Origin of the sequence: Psychrobacter fulvigenes (assembly GCF_904846155.1) — a bacterium.
In the GTDB taxonomy this organism is placed as follows: domain Bacteria; phylum Pseudomonadota; class Gammaproteobacteria; order Pseudomonadales; family Moraxellaceae; genus Psychrobacter; species Psychrobacter fulvigenes.
On the sequence record NZ_CAJGZP010000001.1, the window covers coordinates 1,776,995 to 1,796,468 of the forward strand.

Here is a 19,474-nt window from a genome sequence, read left to right on the forward strand (position 1 = left end):
TATTTCTTAGTAGCTTATTCTCCCTTTGATCGTATCAGTAAGAGTCCTCTATGGCATTTGTACACCTTGGCATCCACAGCGAATATTCAATCACCGATTCTATCGTGCGCATAAAGCCGTTAATTAAGGCGGCGGCAGCAGACAATCAACGTGCACTTGCGCTGACCGACCTATCCAACCTTTATGGCACCGTGAAGTTTTATCGTGCCTGCCTAGGCGCTGGTATCAAGCCGATTATCGGTAGCGAAGTCATCATGGATAATGAGGACACGCGTCTGGTGCTACTGGCGATGAACAATGAGGGCTATCAAAACATCACCCGCATTGTCTCACTTGGCTACACTGAAGGACGGGCCGACCCTGACAATCATGGCACCCCAGTCGTCAAGCGCAGTCATATTCTTGAGCATGCCGCTGGTGTGATTGTCTTATTTACGGAAAAATCAGACGTCGGTCAATCCCTTGTCAGCTCTATGCCAGAAAAAGCCGATGAGCTTATTTTAGAGTGGCAAGCACAATTTGACGATCGCTTATACTTCGCCATCAAACGTACCAGTCGTTCTGGCGAAGATGCTTTTATCAAGGCTGCCATTCATGCAGGCGCTAAGCACAGTCTACCTATTATCGCGCACAATGATGTGCGTTTCTTAGAGCAAGAGGACTTTGACGCTCACGAAGCTAGGGTTTGTATCGCAGGGTCTTATGTACTGGCTGACCCAAATCGTCCTCGTCTGTATTCTGATGAGCAATATCTAAAGACGCAAGCGCAAATGGAGCAACTGTTTGCTGATATTCCTCAGGTTGTTGACAATACTTTACGGCTCGCTACTCGCTGCAACGTGACGCTGACACTGGGTATCAACGTATTACCTGAATTCCCCGTACCTGAAGGTGAAACCATTGAGTCGTTTTTTCGAGCAGAATCTCAGTGCGGGCTAGACAATCGCTTAGACAAGCTATTTCCTGTGGAGGCGCGCGATGATAGTTGGAGCGACTTTCGCAAACAGTATGACGAACGCCTAGAGTATGAGCTTGAAGTGATCTTATCCATGGGTTTCCCTGGTTACTTCCTAATCGTTATGGATTTTATCCGCTGGGCAAAAGCCAATGGCGTGCCAGTTGGGCCAGGTCGTGGTTCTGGTGCGGGCTCGTTAGTCGCTTATGCGCTAAACATCACCGATCTAGACCCTATTCATTATGATCTCTTATTTGAGCGCTTCTTGAACCCTGAGCGTGTCTCCATGCCCGACTTTGATATTGACTTTTGTATTGAAGGTCGTGACCGAGTCATTGAGTATGTCGCGCAAACTTACGGCCGCGAAGCAGTGTCGCAGATTATTACCTTTGGTACCATGGCGGCAAAAGCGGTGGTACGAGATGTGGCACGGGTACAAAGCAAATCTTACTTTTTGGCCAACAACCTCTCTAAACTGATTCCTAAAACCCCTGGTATCACTCTCAGTCAAGCGCTTGAACAAGAGCCGCAGCTCAAAGATTTGGTTTCGAACCCTGACAACATGGACTATGAAGACGCCATTGAGATTTGGGAGATGGCGATTAAATTAGAGGGCGTGTGCCGAAACGTTGGTAAACACGCTGGTGGTGTATTGATTGCTCCACATAGGATTACCGATTTTAGTGCTATTTATTGTGATGATGAAGGCCACCGAGTCAGTCAGTTCGATAAAGATGACGTCGAAGACGTGGGGCTGGTAAAATTTGACTTTTTGGGTCTACGTAATCTAACGGTTATTAATGCTGCCGTTGAAAACATCAATAAACGCCGCGCTAGAGAAGGCAAAGAGGCGCTAGTGCTAGAAGACCTGCCACTAGATGACAAAAACGCTTATAAACTACTGCAAGAAGCCAAGACCACCGCTGTCTTCCAGCTTGAAAGTACAGGCATGAAAAAGTATCTGGCCAAATTACAACCAACCAATATCGAAGACGTCATCGCGATGTGTGCGCTGTATCGTCCAGGGCCGCTTGATGCTGGTATGGTAGAGATGTATATCGATCGCAAACATGGCCGCGAAGAAGTCATTTATGACCACCCAAATCTTGAGCCTATTTTAGAAAACACCAACGGCGTTATTGTCTATCAAGAGCAGGTCATGCAAATATCACAGGTCATGGCAGGTTATAGCTTAGGCGGTGCTGACATGCTGCGCCGTGCAATGGGTAAAAAGAAACCCGAAGAGATGGCCAAGCAGCGTGATATCTTTGTGACTGGTGCCACCGCGCAAGGTATCGATGAAGCGACCTCTGGCGGCGTCTTTGATCTGATGGAAAAGTTCGCAGGTTATGGTTTTAACAGATCGCACTCTGCCGCTTATGGAGTCTTGGCCTATCAAACTGCTTACCTAAAACAATACTACCCTGCTGAATTTATGGCGGCAGTACTCACTTCTGACATGAACAACACCGACAACGTGGGGTTCTTTATCAATGACTGCCGTGAGAATTTTGACCTCACCGTTGTAAACCCTTCTGTTAACCGCAGTGAGTGGCATTTCGTTTCAGACACACCGACCAATATTATCTACGGGCTTGGCGCGATCAAAGGCGTGGGTGAAGGTGCTGTTGAATCCATCGTTTCAGCACGTCGCCGCGACGGACCTTTTATCGATCTTTACGACTTTTGTCGCCGTGTGGATATCAAAAAGGTCAATAAACGCACGCTTGAAGCCTTGGTCAGCGCAGGCTGTTTTGATGATTTTGCCGCTACCTTAAGACCTGACTTGCCAAGCGACGAAGCCTACGAGATACGTGGCGCGCTGATGAGTCAGCTACCCAGTGCCGTGCAAGCGGCAGAGCAAGACCGTCAGAACCGCGAGATCGGTATGATGGACTTATTTAGCGAAATGGACGGCGTAGTAGCGGCACCGCCATTGGTGATGACACCAGAGCTCATTTGGGGAGACAAACATCGCCTAAAAGCTGAAAAAAACACCTTGGGATTGTACTTAACTGGACATCCCATCGACGAATACCGTGATGAGCTGAAACGCTATACCTCAGGTGCGCGTCTTGATGGCTTAACAGATACTGGCTATAACGGCAGCTGTTACTTTGCTGGCCTTATCATTGATATGGCAAACTTTGGTAACCGTCACGTCATTACCTTAGATGATGGCACTTCACGACTGGAAGTCAGCTGCTATGCTGAGCGTTTTAACCGCGTAAAAGATCAGCTAAAAGTCGATGAGGTGGTCATCATTAAAGGCAGTATTCGTGAACGTGATGGTCGTATCTTTGCACGTCTTGATAACGCAATGAGCATGGTTGACGCTCGCCTGCGCTGGCTAAAAAAAATCAGCGTCAAAGTCCATGGCAGTGATATCAACTTACTGACACATATGCAGCCATTACTCAAGTCAGCGCAAGCTCATCTGATACCGCCGCAGCGCCTGGCTTATGATAACGAGCAGGACGAGCAAGACACAGGTAGTAGCCATTCCTATGATCCAACCATGGGTGGCAACTTATATGATGAAGAAGGCAATGACTTATTGGCACTAGACCAAGGTATGAGCTCTGACGCGGCATTTGTGAATTCAGAAGCTGTCATCAATGACAATTGCATCCCGCTTGGATTGAGCGTTTACGAAGATTATGGTATTGCCAACGTAACCCTTTCTGAACACTGGCGTGTCTATCCCAATGACGATAACTTGCAACAGCTAAAGAGCATGATTGACGAAGAAGACCTATACTTTCATTATAGTTAGTATCTATCTTTACGCTTTATTGATAGTGCAAAATTGATAATGCAAACTTATACCATTTCCAAAAGTTAGAGTAACGCGGAAAACTTGCGCAAGTACTACACATAGCAGGCTGAGCAAGTTTGACAAAGTGAATTGCACTTTTTGGGTTTGGTATTACCTCACAATTAGCTTAGGGCGTGTCAGGCATCAAAGCATTTATAACTTTACTATTATAAACCAATAGATAACACGCCCTAAATTATCGGATACTCGATTATGACCAAAGCTAGCGTTAATGATAGTGACAACAACACTGTCAATAATAACAACCATACTGTCGATGGTGAAATCATCAACTCTGAGCAGTTTGAAGACATGCGTGACCTTCTCGAAGAAGACTTTATAGAATTGGTGCAGACTTACCTCACTGATAGTAAGCAGCGTATTATCACTTTACGTGCGGCTCAAGCGGCCAATGACAATGCCGTTGGGTTTGATGCAGCTCACGGTCTCAAAGGTGCCAGTGCTAATTTAGGTGCGTCACAGCTGGTGGCCCTCAGTGATCAATTAGAATTCCACTGCCGTGCACAAACTATCAGCCAACAAGCTGACCTTATAGAAAACCTATCAATGGCATTACAACGTGCCGAACAAGAGATTAATCAACGATTGAGTCAATAATGAGCACTTCTCCTTCATCTTCAGTACCTCCTCAAACCTCTCTATCAGCGCTCAACGTTGAGGACTATCTCACTTGCCTACAAGTTGTCATGGTTAACACTACCTTGCCTGCCAATATTGGCTCAGCAGCACGGGCCATGCATACCATGGGCTTATCACGATTGACAGTAGTGGATCCCAAGCTACCGATTGATGACACCAGTGAGTCTCATGCGGCAGGTGGTATTGAGGTATTATCGTCAGCTACCATTACACCAACGTTAGAGGCTGCCATTGATGATTGTCAATTAGTCTTTGCGGCCAGTAGTCGCAGCCGTCACTTGCCGCGGCCTGTCGTTACGCCAACCCAAGCGGCAAAAATCATGTTTGACTTTATTGATGCTCAAAGCGCTCATCTCACAGGCCAGCCAAACATCGCCATATTATTTGGTCGTGAGGATCGCGGTCTGACCAACGAAGAGCTCGCTTATGCTGACTACCATATTCAGATTGACGCCAATCCAGCTTACCCAGTACTGAATGTGGCATCAGCCGTACAGGTGATTGCCAGCTTTATCTTTGCTTATGCTCAAGCACATTTAAAAGACTTTGATGACAATAATACAAATATAACCTCTCACCCTATATTGGATGTGCATTTGCGCCAGCAATGGGATGAGCCGGCTATCACTCATCAGCAGCTGCAACAACTGACCCAGCGTACGACTGAACTTATGATTCAGCGCGGCTTAGCAGATAGCGATCATCTAAAATCATTGCCATCAAGATTGTCTCGACTTGGCTCTCGCGTGCAGCTTGATCAAAAAGAGTATCAGCTATTGAGCGCATTGATTGCAAAACTATTAAAAAGCTAAAGGTAAACAAAAACCTCATCAATTAAAAACAAACCGACGTTGATTGGTGGTTTTTATGGGGTTTTATAGGCCAGCGCTATATTTTGTCACACAAAACTGTTATAACTTTAATAACACGGATGCAAAAATATACTGATAAGCTTGCTAGATAGATTTATCTTTTTATATTGACAAACTTTCACTGACGAAATTCTACTAAAGAATAGATAGGACTTTTTATGTCATTGCCAACCACCTTATTCAAATCGATCGCCAATATCAAACAAGACCTGAAAGAAGATATTGAAGCGGTATTCAATCGTGATCCAGCAGCTCGCAACAGTCTGGAGGTGCTATTAACCTACCCTGGCATTCATGCTCTGATTCTGCATCGCGGCGCGCACTGTCTATGGAGGAATGACCAAAAGTTCGCCGCTCGTGCAATATCTTACGGCTCTCGAATCATGACAGGCATTGAGATTCATCCTGCTGCCAAGATTGGTAAGCGTTTCTTTATTGATCACGGTGTGGGTGTGGTGATTGGTGAGACGGCAGAGATTGGCAATGACGTGACCTTATATCACGGTGTGACTCTTGGCGGCGTCTCCTGGAATAACGGCAAGCGCCATCCAACTCTAGAAGATGGCGTGATTGTAGGTGCGGGTGCAAAAGTTCTAGGCCCATTCACGGTCGGTAAAAACGCCAAGATTGGTTCAAATGCTGTAGTCGTCAAACCTGTACCTGCCGGCGCGACGATGGTCGGTAGCGCAGCTCGCATGATTTCAGAGCATCACGATGAAAAAGGTAATCCAATTACTCCCAAAACAGAGGGCAGCAAGCAAAAGGATTCCGCTGCCGAAAAGCAAGCGCAAGACACTGTACGCAGCGCCCGTGAGACAGCCTTTCAAGCTTATGGTATTGACCCCTCTTCACAAGACCCTGTCGCTGAAGCTTTTGCTAAAATGCTCGAGCATATTCAGCAGTCAGAAAATCGTTTGGATCAACTACAAGCTGCCATGTGCAAACTTGATCCTGATTTCTGCCGAAAGGAATATGACAAACTATGTCTAGAAGACTTAGATGTGATTGATAGAGATGAATTGGATGTTGTAAGCACTGAGCAAAAGTAAGTGCTATTCGAGATATAGTAGAGTATATAAATTACAGTAGAGCGCGTGAGTATTTCGATCGTGCCAATGAATGCTCTAATCTTATGCTTATCTCTAGCTAATAGCTATAATAGACATACAACACATCCTAAGCTAACAGCTCAATGAAGCGCATTGGAGTTTTGGTTGATTACATTAAGCCCCATCAAACGTCGCTTGGTATATGTCTTTTTTTTCGAAATACTTGCCATCACTTTGACAACCTTTATTCTTATAGTATTAAGCGGTAGCGACGCGCAAGAGTCTCTACCGCTCGCTATCATCATCGCTATCGTTGCTGTTGTTTGGAATTTCGTCTACAACACGCTCTTTGAGTACTGGGAGAGACGCCATCAAATCAAAGCTCGTACTTTTAAGATACGTAGTGTGCATGCGATATTCTTTGAAGGTGGACTTACTTTAGTCTGTTTACCGCTTTATATGTTGTGGTATGGGGTTGGAATATGGACAGCCTTGACGATGGAAGTTTCTCTTGTCATCGCTTTCTTAATATTTACTTTTATTTTTACGCTTATTTTTGACCATATATTCACCCTACCACAGCAAACCAAAGCCGTTGATTGCCCTACTTAATAAAGTATACAGCCACTCTTCTAATGACTCGTTTTCAAATACACTTAATGAAATTACCTATCTAAGACAAGTCTTTAAGGTTCGCAACTGCAAGGCCCTTACTTATAAACTATACTTGTTGACTGATATAAAACCTCAACCATAATTAAAATAATTAGGAGACATCATGGCTCGTTTACAAGATAAAGTCATCATCATCACTGGCGCGGCTCAAGGTATGGGCGAAACTCATGCACGCTTGTGTCTGGCAGAAGGCGCTAAAATCGTATTGACTGATATCAATAGCGATAAAGGCGAAGCCTTGGCAAAAGAGCTTGGAGATAATGCCTTATTTATCAAGCATGATGTCACTAATGAGGACGACTGGGCGCAGGTAGTGCAGCAAACTGAAGGTAAGTTTGGTCAAATCGATGTGCTGGTCAATAATGCCGGTATTACCACCCATAAATCAATCTTAGATACCTCAGTAGAGGATTACCGCAAGATTCTTGAGATTAATCAGGTCTCGGTCTTTTTGGGCATGAAAGCCGTTATTCCATCCATGAAAGGTGCCAAGCAAGGCTCTATCATCAATATCTCATCGATTAATGGCTTGGTTGGCGGTGCTATCGGTTATACCGATTCGAAATTTGCCGTGCGCGGTATGACCAAAGCGGCAGCGCTAGAGTGCGCCCCGTATGGCATTCGCGTCAACTCCATTCATCCCGGCGTTATTGCCACGCCCATGATTATGCAGGGCTATACCAAAGATGCCGTTGAGGCTTTTGCTAAGAGTATTCCTATGAAACGTGTGGCACAGCCAGAAGAAGTCAGCGGCATGGTGCTATTCTTGGCATCAGACGACTCTAGTTACTCAACGGGTTCAGAGTTTATCATTGATGGTGGCTTGACCGCGCAGTAAGACTTTGAGAGCGAAACCATTTGAGTTTGATAAAAGCTGGGCATTTTTCCCAGCTTTTATTTTGTGATTTTTTTGATAAAAACTTCATTTTCGCTCACTCTTGATAACTTCCAACTACCTGCTCAATTTAGTCTTTTAAAAACCCATTCAAAATTAACTCTTCAATCCCTGCTCTTTCATGGGCCTTAAATGGATATCGATCTGCCATGATAATCCATGTAGTCCGCGTAATATCTGGTGTTTTAAATGTCTTTTCTCTGCTTAGGCTATTTTTATCAAGAGCCGTCTTTATCAACAAAATATCGATATCCATCGTGACTTTTTTGCTTGTCGTCTGCGCTTCCGTTACACGCTGCCTGTTGCAATCACTTTCAAACTTTTTAAAGGTTTGTTGCAACTGCTGTAGTGTCATTGGTGACGTTAAAGCGATATAAACACATTGATTGGTATAGTCAGGTTTTGGCTGCTCCAAAGTTGCGGTGAAGTCAGGGTTTTGAAAAGCAGTAGATAACTTAATCTGACCAAGCATAGCCAGACTATCACGTACGCGCGGCAAGTAGTAATCCGCTTGATAATTACTGCCCAGAGCCAATAGCACGGCTGTCACTGGCTGTACTTGTAACATGTGAGGCGCACAGACTGTTAACGTTTCAAGGTTCAAGTCCGTCAGCGCGTTATGCACCTTATGCATCATCGCCCTTGTTTGCAACTGGCTTGTCACCAATGACCTTTGCATAACGAGTGATTTGCACGCCAACGCCATCCGCTTGGGTAATAGCAGTCGGCTTGGCTATGCTTAATGTCACTTTATGACAAGCATAGTCGGTAAGCAGCATAGCAGCGACCTTCTCTGCTAAATGCTCAAGCAACTGCGCTTGCACTTCTTGGCACAAACGACTGACGTCATCACAGACCGCTTTGTAGTTCAGTGCATCATTCACATCGTCTGAAGCAGCAGCACGGCTAATGTCTGTCTCAAGCGCAATATCAATCAGTAGCGGCTGAGTAATGGCGCGCTCCCACGCGTAAACCCCAATCACTGCTTCTACTTTCAAGCCTTTTACAAATACCACATCAGATTCGGTATGAAACATGTGCTCATCCTTGTTTGCTTAGTTTTTAATTTGGGTTTTTAGCTCAAGTTCTATTTAATTTGCTGCAAAGCCTCTTCACGCAGACGCGCCGCTTTTAGTACCTTACTTGGGCGATGGCGCCACAAGTCAATGCTGAATAATAACAGACCGAGCCAAATCAAACCAAATACGGCCAAACGGTTAATATCAAAAGGTTCTTTATAATAAAACACGGCTAAGAAGAAAATAAAGGTTGGGGTTAAATAATTCATAAAACTTAGAATACTATAGGCAACCAGTTTTGTAGACTTATTAAACAATAATAAGGGAATCAGCGTAATAGGACCTGCCAACATTAATAGCCAGATGTTTGATGTAAACCAAAAACCAATCTGGCTACTGACCACCTCTGCCTGCCAAAACCACCAAATACATATCGGTACCAACATCGTTGTTTCAACGAACATCGCATCAACAGCGGTCAATGGCGTTTGTCGCTGTATGGTGCCATAAGTGCTAAAACTAAAGGCCAATATCAATGATATCCATGGCAAACTACCGAGCATAACCACCTGAATCACCACAGATAAGAGCGCAAAACCAATCGCCACCCATTGCAGCGTCCGCAAGCGTTCTTTAAACAAAATCATCGATAGCGCCACACCGACCAAGGGACCGATAAAATAGCCCAAACTGGCTTCTAGTATCTGGTCATGATTGACTGCCCAAACATAGGTGAGCCAATTGGTCGCGATGATCAATCCAGATACAAAAGTCAATGCTATCCATTTAGGATGCTGTTTGAGCGTTGCAATCCATTGCCAGCGTTTGGTGACGACCAACACGACCAACAAACATAAAAACGTCCATATAATTCGGTGTCCAATGATTTCAGTCGCATCATAAGCAGCTAATTGCTTGAAATATAATGGAAAAGCGCCCCAAATCGAAAAAGCGATAAGCGCAGTGATGATACCGCGCCTGGTCGTTTGAATCGGAACAACTGGTTTTTTGAGAACATTTTGGGTAGTCATAAGACAAAACAACTTAATTTGGAGCAAAGCGCGCGCCTGACTATTTTGATAAATACTGAAAACGATAGGCAAGAACGCAGGGTTACTAAATAGCGTATAAAAACAAAAAGCAATGCGTTCATACCAAATGAGGTATCAACACATTGCTCACGATCACAACCTTTAGCAACAAGACTTTAAGGCTGGCAATGAATCGCGTTACACTTAAAAACCACTATTATTATGAATCAAGCTACTACTAAACTTCATATTAAGCATCGCCCGTATCGACTTCGATAGACATGCCGATTTGATTGGCAAGCTCTGCGAAACCTGGGAAACTGGTATTGACTGTCTCAACACCTTCAATGATAATCTGCTCAGACGCTCTTAGGCTAGCAACTGCAAAGCTCATGGCAATACGATGATCATGATGTGAAGTAATATGACCGCCACCAAAGACAGGTTGGCTATTATTTACTGCACCGTTTTGACCTTCAGCGCCCTTGCCTTCAATAATCAAACCATCTTCGGTAACCGTACAATCAATGCCTAACGTTTGCAGACCATCTGCCATGACAGCAATGCGATCTGACTCTTTGACACGCAGCTCTTTTGCACCAGTTAACACTGTGCGTCCCTGCGCACAGCTGGCAGCAATGAACAAGACTGGGAATTCATCAATTGCTAGTGGCACGAGATACTCTGGAATTTCAATACCGACCAAGTTTGAGCCACGAATGGTAATGTCTGCGACTGGTTCGCCGCCAACGTGCGTTTCATTACTCAGGCTAATATCGGCTTGCATCAGCTTTAGAATATCGATGATCCCAGTACGGGTCGGGTTAATACCGACTTGCGTTAGGGTCAGCTCGCTACCTTGACTGATGGCAGCGGCGACCATAAAGAACGCCGCAGAGGAGATATCTGCAGGGACAGCAATATCACCACCTGTAAGCGTGCCGCCGCCTTCTACACTGATCCGATTACCCTCTACAGTGACTGGATATCCAAAGGCCGATAGCATACGCTCAGTATGGTCACGGCTAACCTCAGGCTGAATCACTGTCGTTGTCCCCTCTGCCCATAGCCCTGCTAATAGCAAGCAAGACTTGACCTGTGCAGACGCGACTGGCATATCATACTCCACACCTTGCAGTGGCTTACCGACAGAGCTACGGCCAGCGATACTAAGCGGCGCGGTACCGCTATGCCCTGTACTTTGAATAACGGCACCCATGGCGCGCAGTGGTGCCGCCACACGCTCCATTGGGCGCTTGTTTAAGCTGGTATCGCCTGTCAGCACACTATCAAACGTCTGTGCGGCTAAGATACCCGCTAGCAAGCGCATACTGGTACCTGAGTTGCCCATATACAGCGGTGTTTTGCTTGGCTTTAAACCATTCATACCGACGCCGTGAATGGTTAATTCTCCATTATTGGGGCCTTCAATGGTCACGCCCATATCACGGAACGCTTGCAAGGTTGCCAGCGCATCCTCACCTTCCAAAAACCCAGTGACATGGGTCACGCCTGTCGCAAGGCTACCAAGCATGATACTGCGATGAGAAATGGATTTGTCACCAGGAATGGCAATGGTGCCTGTGACGGTGTTACTGGGAGAAATAAGGTAAGAAGCTGACATGGCAGAGGTATCCGTATAAGGGGTGCTGGCTAACATATGGCCAAAATGTCGCCGTGCGGCTTGCGCGCGGCCCAAAAGTCCCATCAGGGCGGTTGAATCTTTATCAATGATAAGTTGGCGCATTTTTTGTAAATAGACGCTGTACTCATCAAGGGCGCTAACAATCGCGCTTTCGTTGGCAAAAAATATATCATGCCACATTTTAGGATCGCTGGCAGCGATGCGGGTAAAGTCTCTAAACCCGCCGGCAGCGTAGCGAAACATATCTAAGTTATCATCATGGCTCGCTAACTGCTCAACCAAATTAAAAGCAAGCAAATGCGGCAAATGACTGGTATGCGCCAGTATGGCATCATGATGCTCAGCAGACATAGCCATCACCGACGCGCCTACCGACTCCCATAGCTGACGTAAACTAACAATCGCAGTAGCGCTGGTCGTTGGTAACTCACAAATAATAACGCTGTGATTGACAAACAATTCGGCACGCCTGGCATGATACCCTGAATTTTCGGCACCAGCAATCGGATGCGCAGGCACAAAACCTGTCGGCAGTGATTCGAAAACGGCCTTAGCAGCATCCACGATATTGACCTTGGTACTACAGACATCAGTAATAATACAATCGCTGGCAAGCTGGCCGCTCTTCATGGCGTTCTTAATATCAGCAAACACCATTTTTGCCGCTTGTACTGGCACCGCAATGACAATCAAATCACTGCCACTGACCACATCACTCAAGACTGAACTACCTGCATCCAGCAAGCCCTGCTGCATGGCCTCCGCTATGCTAGGTGCATGCCTGTCCACTGCCACCAGTCGCGTAGTTAAACCTTTATCCTTAATCGCTTGCGCAAGGCTTGCACCGATTAGACCTAGACCAATGACACAAACTTGTCTAAAGATGACCGACTCATTGGCTAAGGAAACAGGCTTATTTGCAGCTGTAAGTGGTTGTAGGGGTTTATTATTCTGGTTGTTTTTTTGAAGACTCACGGCTTTTCTCATTGAACAAACCAGTCTTAACCTACTTAAAGGCATCTATAGGCTAAAACTGGTGTCAGGTGTATTAGGGCGTGTTCTCAATTCAATTGATGGACATCTAAATGAGCTAAAAATGAGGACACACCCTAATTAAAAAAAATATTTTTGATGGAGCAACTATACTTGATCGTCTAGCAAAATGGAGCGTAAAGTATCTATCAAACGCAGATTATCTTCTGCCACACCTACAGTGATACGTAGCCAGTTTTTTAGACCATAAGCGATTAGTGGACGCACGATAACGCCCTGCTCTAATAGCGCTTTATTGACCGTAATGGCGCTCACATCTTCCATCTCAACTTCTATTTCTACCATAATAAAGTTGGCATGCGATTTTACAAAACCCAAGCCTAGCGCATCAAACTGCTTTTCTAACCAGCGCATTTGTTCTTTATTTGACTCTCGAGAGTTTGCAATAAAGTCTTGATCGCCAAGGGCAGCCTCAGCAGCCGCGAGTCCAACACGGCTAACATTAAAAGGCTGACGGATGCGATTCAGTAGCTCTGCGACTGGTGCCGAGCTCAGCGCATAACCAACACGCAAACCTGCCAGCCCATAGGCTTTAGAAAAAGTACGCACGATGACCACATTATCATACGTATCTAAAAGTGCACGGTTGTTGCTATCAGGGCTGTACTCTATATAGGCTTCATCCAAAACCACCAGTACTGAGGGCGGCAAACCAGCCACAAATTGATGCAATTCATCTTGCTTGAGCTGGGTACCAGTTGGGTTGTTTGGATTGGCAATAAAGACCATCTTGGTATTTGGATTATCCAGAACGGCCTGAGACATCGCTTTTAAATCATGCCCATAGCGCTGCGCTGGCACTTCTATGCCTGTCGCCCCTTGCATTTTAGCCAACATAGAATACACCACAAAGGCATACTGGCTATAGACAATGGCGTCATCAGAGCCCAAAAAACTACGGGCTAAAATATCAAGAAAATCATTGGAGCCATTACCCAAAGTAATACGCTCTATGTCTATATCATTAAAGTCTGCGAGTGCTTGCTTGAGGTAGTAGCCATTGCCGTCTGGATAGCGTGCCAACTGGCCCAACTGCTCAGTAATGGCCAGCGTCACTTGTGGTGAGCAGCCTAGCGGGTTTTCATTACTGGCAAGTTTGACCACATCAGAGATGCCATATTCGCGAGTCAACTCTTCAACCGGCTTCCCCGTTTGATAAGGTGCCAACTCTAAGATACTGTCATAGGCAGGCGCTAGCGGCAACAAACTCGACTCTGACGATTTGGTAGACTGCATGGTTGATCCTTAGATGTGATGGCGCATTTATTATTTAGTAATATCCATAAGCGGTTTGGCGGGTAGCTTTACCAAGCCAGTGTTATATAGTCAGTTAAAAATAAAAGAGCGTCAAGGCAACCGAACGCAGATGCACTTGTAATACCTCAAGCGTGGTTAACGCTATCACTCCTTTATAGTGGATTTTTACTATAGCACTGCTTCTGGATATGAACCTAGTATACGCAAATCTTTCACCAACGGACGGATATCCGCAATAGCCGCACTCACATTTGGATCGTTGATATGACCATTCATATCAATAAAGAATACATACGCCCCCTTATTGGGACGTTCAGGACGCGTCTCAATACTGGTCATCGATACGCCATGATAGGATAACGGCTTCAGAATTTCGATAAGCGCCCCTGCTTTGTCGTGAGCTGACACCACGATAGAGGTTTTATCTTGACCTGATGGGGCAATCGCTTCATGACCAATGACCAAGAATCGCGTGGTATTACTAGGGTTGTCTTCGATATTAGTATATAACTTATGCAGACCGTACTCTGCAGCGGCGACATCACCTGCAATGGCGGCTGAATGCCATTCATTTTTGAGACGACGAGCGGCTTCACCGTTGCTCGATACAGCCACACGCTCCACATTCGGGAAGTTTACATCAAGCCAATGGCGACACTGAGCCAGTGACTGCTGGTGCGAGTAAATACGGCTGAGTCCATCGACCTTGGTATGCTCAGCGACCAAGAAGTTTTGATGAATGGGTAGCTCAACTTCACCGATTATTTTTAATGTAGAAGATAAGAATCCATCCAACGTATGATTGACCACCCCTTCTGAAGAGTTCTCGACTGGCACCACACCATACATAGCCGTACCCGCCTCCACTTCACGGAACACATCAGTGATGGTAGTCAGTGGGACAGTATCCGCAGCTTTACCAAAGTGTTTGAGCGCAGCAGCATGCGTAAAGGTGCCGACAGGGCCCAAGAACGCGATGCGTTGCGGCGCTTCTAGGTCCAAACAGACTGACATGATTTCACGGAACAGACGCGCCATTTTTTCATCAGCGATAGGCCCAGTATTACGTGCCATGACGGCTTTTAGAACTTGCGCTTCACGCTCAGGACGATAAAAAATAGGATCGTGATCTGCAGCCTTATCACTCTTGGCGGCGTGGTCTTTTTTGACAACAGCCACTTGCTGAGCCAGCTTGGCACGATTATTGATTAAGTTTTGAATCTCGCAATCCACTGCATCAATATTTTGACGCAAACGATTTAAAAACTCTTGGTCAGTTGAGATGTCATTGGCGTCTGCAGCCGCTGGGTTTAGATTATCCATATTTTTCTCTGATGACTGCTCACTCATTGCCACATATCCTTTTCAAACGTATTATTTATTACTATGATGAGATTGACCGCTCATACTATAGCAAAAACTGCGTACAGTGCCCATGCGTAAACCAAGCTAATTGCAGCAAAATCTTTATATAGGGTATTCCTAATGATGATTAGGTGATGCTTTTAGAGGATATCCCGTTCCAAAAATCTTACTCAAACCTTGCCAATATTGACTATTAGATAGGTTTGACGTTTTCTTTCTGCTTCATTGTCACGCGCTATTTCTCATTTGAGATTTAGACTGACCACGACTCCACAGACTTTTTTAATTGGCGATGGAACTCACCGTCCAATAAACAGGATTATGCAGCTGTTAAGATAACTGTTGCGTTATTTAAAATATTAATACTGGCGTTCAGGTCACGGTCATGAGAAACCTGACAGTTAGGGCACAACCACTCACGCATTTTCAATGTTAGCTCATCTTTACCAAGGATATGATTGCAGTTTGAACAGGTTTTTGAGCTTGGGTAGAAGGGTCCGACTGATTTCACAACCTTGCCTTGCTCAGTGGCTTTGTAGATAAGCTGTCGCTTAAACTCAAAGAAACCCAAGTCACTGATAGCTCTTGATAGCCGCCTGTTCTTAACCATACCTTTGACGTTTAAATCCTCAATCGCAATCACATCGAACTCATTAACCAGACTTGTTGTGATTTGATGGAGAGAATCCTGCCTGATACACCTGATTTTGTAGTGCAAACGAGAGAGCTTGGTTTTCGCTTTTTCTCTGTTTTTACTGCCTTTTTTAGTGCGACTGAGCGCTTTGTTTAGCGTTCTTAGTTTTTTAAGGTTTGCTTGAAGTGGTTTTGGCGCTTTAATTTTAGTGCCGTCTGATAAAACCAGTAAGTCGGTAATACCAAGATCAACACCAACGCTTTTACCTGTCTTTTTAGTAGGAATTACAGCTTTTTGTATTTCAACAGCCACACTAACAAACCACTTACCGCCACGTTTAGAGATGGTGGCTGACATGATCTTGCCGTCAAAACGTAAAGCTTCTTTTAAGCGAACCCAGCCCAAGTTTGGGATACGAATGGATTTACCTTTAATGGCAAATTGGTCGTTGGATAAACTGAATCTATCGTCACGGCCTTTTTTACGAGCGGTTGGGTATTTCGCTAAGCCTTTAAAGAAGTTGTTATAAGCATCACCCAACTGCATGATTGCCGCCTGCGGAGCGCATTTGGTCACTTCCAGCATATAGGGGAATAATTCACGCTTAATGGCGTTCAATTCGCGTCTGAGCTTCGCCTGTGAGGGCTTGTTTAGATTTTTAGTATCAACCTCAACGCCTGCGGCCAAACACGCATCACGGTACGCTTTGTCAAGCGCATACTGCCGCTGCCACTCATGCAAAGCCCAGTTGTAGGCTTTTCTCGCCACGCCACAATCACGAGCAAGGTGATTTGCCTGTACGTTGTTTGGCTTGAGTTCGATAATGTGTCCACGGATCATAATGCTTTTTTAACCGCCTCTATTAATTGTTGGTTTTTCTTGCTGCAAGAGCCGTATAGCCTCGCTGAAAATACGGTGATAATCTCCAATACATCTTGGGCTAATTCTTGCTCAAAACTCAACTCTTCACCTTGATTGATTATTACCACTTCAACGTCACGAGCCTCACACAACATGAAAACCAGTTCTGCACCAAATCGTAAAAGCCTGTCTTTATGGGTAATTACCAGCCGTTCAACTTTATTGCTCAGTATGTCATCAAGCAGGTTTTTTAAGCCTTTCTTTTTATAATTCATTCCACTACCAAGATCGGTAATCGTCTCAAAAGTCCAGCCTTGCCTGGCACAATAAAGTTCCAAAACTTGAGACTGGCGAAGTAAGTCGTCTTTTTGATCACGACTCGACACACGAGCATAAGCAATGGTTTTTCGGTCTAATTTAGGTGGTGTATTTAAGGAATGCGGTCTGATTTCACTTAAATCATATCGCCTATGCCCGTTTTCGGTTCGCTTGGCGACTAACGTACCATCCTCATCCCAACGTCTTAATGTGGATTGAGCAACCCCGAAATGTTTGGCAGCCTCCCCAATACTAACCAGTTTCCCCATAACTTGCTCTCTATATTATACCATTTCCAAAAATTAGAGTAACGCGGAAAACTTGCGCAAGTACTACACCTAGTAGGCTGAGCAAGTTTGACAAAGTGAATTGCACTTTTTGGGTTTGGTATTATAGATATAATCTATCTATTATAGTAATAAATAGGTAGGTTTGTATATGTTTTATTTAACTGTTTGCAACCCTTAATATCGCCGCTCAAAGCCCACTACCCCCTAAAACTAGCGACAAAATTATGTTAAAGTCCATTACTGGATAATAGATTGTTAAATACTAGCAGCATCGCTATCAGCGAATAGCCACCGTTAATTGTTTTCATAAGGATGTATGATGAGCGCTTTACAACAGCTTCGCACCATGACCACCATTGTCGCCGATACTGGTGACCTTAGCGCCATCGCGCGCTTAAAACCGATTGATGCGACCACCAACCCAAGCCTGATTACCAAAGCACTCGTCCATCCCGATAATCAGGCCATGCTGTCAGAGACCATGAGCCGCCACAAAGGTGATGTCGATGCCGTCATTGATGCGCTGACCATCCAAATCGGCTGTAACATTCTAGAGGTAATCGAAGGCCGCGTCTCAACCGAAGTTGATGCTAGGCTGTCTTATGATACACAGGCGACGATTGATAAAGCCTTGGAGTTTATGGAAGCTTATGAAAAAGCAGGGGTTGACCCAAAGCGGGTACTGATAAAAATCGCCGCAACTTGGCAAGGCATCGAAGCAGCACGCTATCTTGAAACCCAAGGTATTCATTGCAATTTGACCTTACTATTCGGTCAGCATCAAGCCATTGCCTGTGCTGATGCGGGTGTCACCCTAATCTCACCGTTTGTAGGTCGTATTTTAGATTGGCAAAAGCGTCAGCAGAGCCGTCAGAATGTACCTGCCTCTGATGATATGGGCGTACAATCCGTGAAGCTTATTTATCAATACTACAAACAGCATGGCTATGATACGCAAGTCATGGGCGCAAGCTTTCGCTCAACTGAGCAGATATTGGCGCTGGCAGGCTGTGATCTATTGACCATCGCACCAAACCTCATTGACGAGCTGGCAGCAATGGACAGTTCTGTCACCCATCAGCTGTCGGCTGATATGGCCATGCAAATGGATAAGATGAATCGTGTGAGCTTAACCCGTGAGGAGTTTAATGACGCGTATCAGCAAGATAAGGTGACGCAAGACCTCCTTCCAAAAGGTATTGATGGCTTTATCCGTGCGCGTGAGGATTTAATCAAAGCTTTGGCAGAGATTCGCTAAAGTTAGCCATCAAATCTAGCACCGCGTTTCTCTCACTTCAGGCTTCTATCAACTCACCACCTCACAAAAAAGCGCCCTAACCAAATCGTTAGCGCGCTTTTTATTTTGTATGATTAACTTTTAAGCTCTTAACACGGTATAAACAGGCACAGGAAACTCACCATGTAGGCCAACCAAATCTAGTAATACTAAAGCGCCTACTACCGTATGCTCAGCGGATTTACACAGCTCATAAGCAGTGGTCAATGTACCACCAGTCGCTAAGATATCATCCACCAGCAATACGCGCTCAGGGGGTAAATTATTTTGCATCTCAAGCGTGTCTTTACCGTATTCTAACGCGTAGGCTTTGTTAGCAACAGGTGGCGGCAGCTTGCCTGGCTTACGTAACAAAATCATACCTTTGCCCAGACGACCTGCCAGCAAGCTTGCAAAGACAAACCCACGTGCTTCAACTGCACCTAGGCAATCTACTTCATCCATCAAACCATCAGGCAACGCGGCTAATAGCGCATCGATGACGTCGTCGATATGACTGCGCAGTAATGGCGTAATATCATAAAAATCGATACCAGCTTTCGGAAAATCTGGTACGGTACGTATAATCTGCCAAAATGGATGGTCAGTATTGAGCGCGTTCAACGCTTCAGTTTCGATATTGGCTGGATTGGCATTGGTTGGATTGTCTGACGGTGTAGCGGCAATAGCGCTCATAATGACCCTTTACTAGATAATAATATAACAGCGATAACCAAGGTAAATAATGCAGATATTAACGGCGTTATCATAGCATAAATGGCATTATCTGGGTGCATATAG

16 protein-coding genes are annotated in these 19,474 nt (G+C 45.1%); 7 read left to right on the forward strand and 9 right to left on the reverse strand.

The features are described from left to right. Nucleotides 1-50: 50 nt before the first annotated feature. The 6 genes from dnaE to JMX03_RS07585 all read left to right on the forward strand — a co-directional run bounded on the left by dnaE (nt 51) and on the right by JMX03_RS07585 (nt 7,867). Nucleotides 51-3,731, forward strand: coding sequence for a DNA polymerase III subunit alpha (dnaE, locus tag JMX03_RS07560; protein ID WP_201595821.1), 3,681 nt, complete (start codon nt 51-53; stop codon nt 3,729-3,731). A 255-nt stretch (nt 3,732-3,986) separates the two neighbouring features. Beyond that, nucleotides 3,987-4,391, forward strand: coding sequence for an Hpt domain-containing protein (locus tag JMX03_RS07565; RefSeq protein WP_201595824.1), 405 nt, complete (start codon nt 3,987-3,989; stop codon nt 4,389-4,391). Continuing rightward, nucleotides 4,391-5,245, forward strand: a complete 855-nt coding sequence (locus JMX03_RS07570; protein WP_201595827.1) for an RNA methyltransferase — start codon at nt 4,391-4,393, stop codon at nt 5,243-5,245. The genes JMX03_RS07565 and JMX03_RS07570 overlap by 1 nt, the downstream gene beginning before the upstream one ends. A 218-nt stretch (nt 5,246-5,463) precedes the next feature. Further along, entirely contained in the window at nt 5,464-6,354 is an 891-nt protein-coding gene (gene cysE / locus JMX03_RS07575; RefSeq protein WP_201595830.1) for a serine O-acetyltransferase, read from the forward strand. A 165-nt stretch (nt 6,355-6,519) separates the two neighbouring features. Beyond that, complete coding sequence (locus JMX03_RS07580; protein ID WP_201595833.1) at nt 6,520-6,966, forward strand: PACE efflux transporter; 447 nt, start codon at nt 6,520-6,522, stop codon at nt 6,964-6,966. A gap of 166 nt (nt 6,967-7,132) precedes the next feature. Further along, complete coding sequence (locus tag JMX03_RS07585; protein ID WP_201595836.1) at nt 7,133-7,867, forward strand: glucose 1-dehydrogenase; 735 nt, start codon at nt 7,133-7,135, stop codon at nt 7,865-7,867. Nucleotides 7,868-7,994: 127 nt separating this feature from the next. Here JMX03_RS07585 and JMX03_RS07590 read toward each other — a convergent pair whose 3' ends face one another. The 8 genes from JMX03_RS07590 to JMX03_RS07625 all read right to left on the reverse strand — a co-directional run bounded on the left by JMX03_RS07590 (nt 7,995) and on the right by JMX03_RS07625 (nt 17,376). Next, on the reverse strand, nt 7,995-8,588 hold the full coding sequence (locus JMX03_RS07590) for a 2-amino-4-hydroxy-6-hydroxymethyldihydropteridine diphosphokinase (protein ID WP_227695444.1): 594 nt from the start codon (nt 8,586-8,588) through the stop codon (nt 7,995-7,997). Beyond that, nucleotides 8,551-8,961 carry a dihydroneopterin aldolase gene (gene folB, locus JMX03_RS07595; RefSeq protein ID WP_201595838.1) on the reverse strand — a complete coding sequence of 137 codons (411 nt, stop codon included), beginning with the start codon at nt 8,959-8,961 and terminating at the stop codon, nt 8,551-8,553. The genes JMX03_RS07590 and folB overlap by 38 nt, the downstream gene beginning before the upstream one ends. Nucleotides 8,962-9,011: 50 nt before the next feature. After that, complete coding sequence (gene rarD, locus JMX03_RS07600; RefSeq protein WP_201595841.1) at nt 9,012-9,974, reverse strand: EamA family transporter RarD; 963 nt, start codon at nt 9,972-9,974, stop codon at nt 9,012-9,014. Between the two features lie 250 nt (nt 9,975-10,224). After that, on the reverse strand, nt 10,225-12,504 hold the full coding sequence (locus JMX03_RS07605) for a bifunctional prephenate dehydrogenase/3-phosphoshikimate 1-carboxyvinyltransferase (RefSeq protein WP_227695917.1): 2,280 nt from the start codon (nt 12,502-12,504) through the stop codon (nt 10,225-10,227). Nucleotides 12,505-12,759: 255 nt separating this feature from the next. Then, a complete protein-coding gene (gene hisC, locus JMX03_RS07610; RefSeq protein ID WP_201595847.1) occupies nt 12,760-13,908 on the reverse strand; it encodes a histidinol-phosphate transaminase in 1,149 nt (382 codons plus the stop codon). 189 nt (nt 13,909-14,097) lie between these two features. Beyond that, nucleotides 14,098-15,252, reverse strand: coding sequence for a prephenate dehydratase (gene pheA / locus JMX03_RS07615; protein ID WP_265090496.1), 1,155 nt, complete (start codon nt 15,250-15,252; stop codon nt 14,098-14,100). Nucleotides 15,253-15,613: 361 nt separating this feature from the next. Beyond that, on the reverse strand, nt 15,614-16,768 hold the full coding sequence (locus JMX03_RS07620; RefSeq protein WP_201595853.1) for an RNA-guided endonuclease InsQ/TnpB family protein: 1,155 nt from the start codon (nt 16,766-16,768) through the stop codon (nt 15,614-15,616). Further along, a complete protein-coding gene (locus JMX03_RS07625; RefSeq protein WP_105243824.1) occupies nt 16,765-17,376 on the reverse strand; it encodes an IS607 family transposase in 612 nt (203 codons plus the stop codon). The genes JMX03_RS07620 and JMX03_RS07625 overlap by 4 nt, the downstream gene beginning before the upstream one ends. Nucleotides 17,377-17,716: 340 nt before the next feature. On the opposite strand from JMX03_RS07625, the gene JMX03_RS07630 reads away from it, so the two are divergent. Further along, the gene (locus JMX03_RS07630) at nt 17,717-18,655 is read left to right on the forward strand and encodes a transaldolase (protein WP_201595856.1); all 939 of its coding nucleotides are present in this window, start codon (nt 17,717-17,719) and stop codon (nt 18,653-18,655) included. Between the two features lie 120 nt (nt 18,656-18,775). Here JMX03_RS07630 and JMX03_RS07635 read toward each other — a convergent pair whose 3' ends face one another. Next, nucleotides 18,776-19,369 (reverse strand): adenine phosphoribosyltransferase, encoded by a 594-nt coding sequence (locus tag JMX03_RS07635; protein WP_227695446.1) that lies wholly within the window; start codon nt 19,367-19,369, stop codon nt 18,776-18,778. Between the last annotated feature and the right edge of the window lie 105 nt (nt 19,370-19,474).

Bases quoted from the DNA above. Each gene is read 5' to 3' on its own strand.
- dnaE (WP_201595821.1), top strand. From the start codon at position 51: ATGGCATTTGTACACCTTGGCATCCACAGCGAATATTCAATCACCGAT.
- JMX03_RS07565 (WP_201595824.1), top strand. From the start codon at position 3,987: ATGACCAAAGCTAGCGTTAATGATAGTGACAACAACACTGTCAATAAT.
- JMX03_RS07570 (WP_201595827.1), top strand. From the start codon at position 4,391: ATGAGCACTTCTCCTTCATCTTCAGTACCTCCTCAAACCTCTCTATCA.
- cysE (WP_201595830.1), top strand. From the start codon at position 5,464: ATGTCATTGCCAACCACCTTATTCAAATCGATCGCCAATATCAAACAA.
- JMX03_RS07585 (WP_201595836.1), top strand. From the start codon at position 7,133: ATGGCTCGTTTACAAGATAAAGTCATCATCATCACTGGCGCGGCTCAA.
- folB (WP_201595838.1), bottom strand. From the start codon at position 8,961: ATGTTTCATACCGAATCTGATGTGGTATTTGTAAAAGGCTTGAAAGTA.
- rarD (WP_201595841.1), bottom strand. From the start codon at position 9,974: ATGACTACCCAAAATGTTCTCAAAAAACCAGTTGTTCCGATTCAAACG.
- hisC (WP_201595847.1), bottom strand. From the start codon at position 13,908: ATGCAGTCTACCAAATCGTCAGAGTCGAGTTTGTTGCCGCTAGCGCCT.
- pheA (WP_265090496.1), bottom strand. From the start codon at position 15,252: ATGGATAATCTAAACCCAGCGGCTGCAGACGCCAATGACATCTCAACT.
- JMX03_RS07620 (WP_201595853.1), bottom strand. From the start codon at position 16,768: ATGATCCGTGGACACATTATCGAACTCAAGCCAAACAACGTACAGGCA.
- JMX03_RS07625 (WP_105243824.1), bottom strand. From the start codon at position 17,376: ATGGGGAAACTGGTTAGTATTGGGGAGGCTGCCAAACATTTCGGGGTT.
- JMX03_RS07630 (WP_201595856.1), top strand. From the start codon at position 17,717: ATGAGCGCTTTACAACAGCTTCGCACCATGACCACCATTGTCGCCGAT.
- JMX03_RS07635 (WP_227695446.1), bottom strand. From the start codon at position 19,369: ATGAGCGCTATTGCCGCTACACCGTCAGACAATCCAACCAATGCCAAT.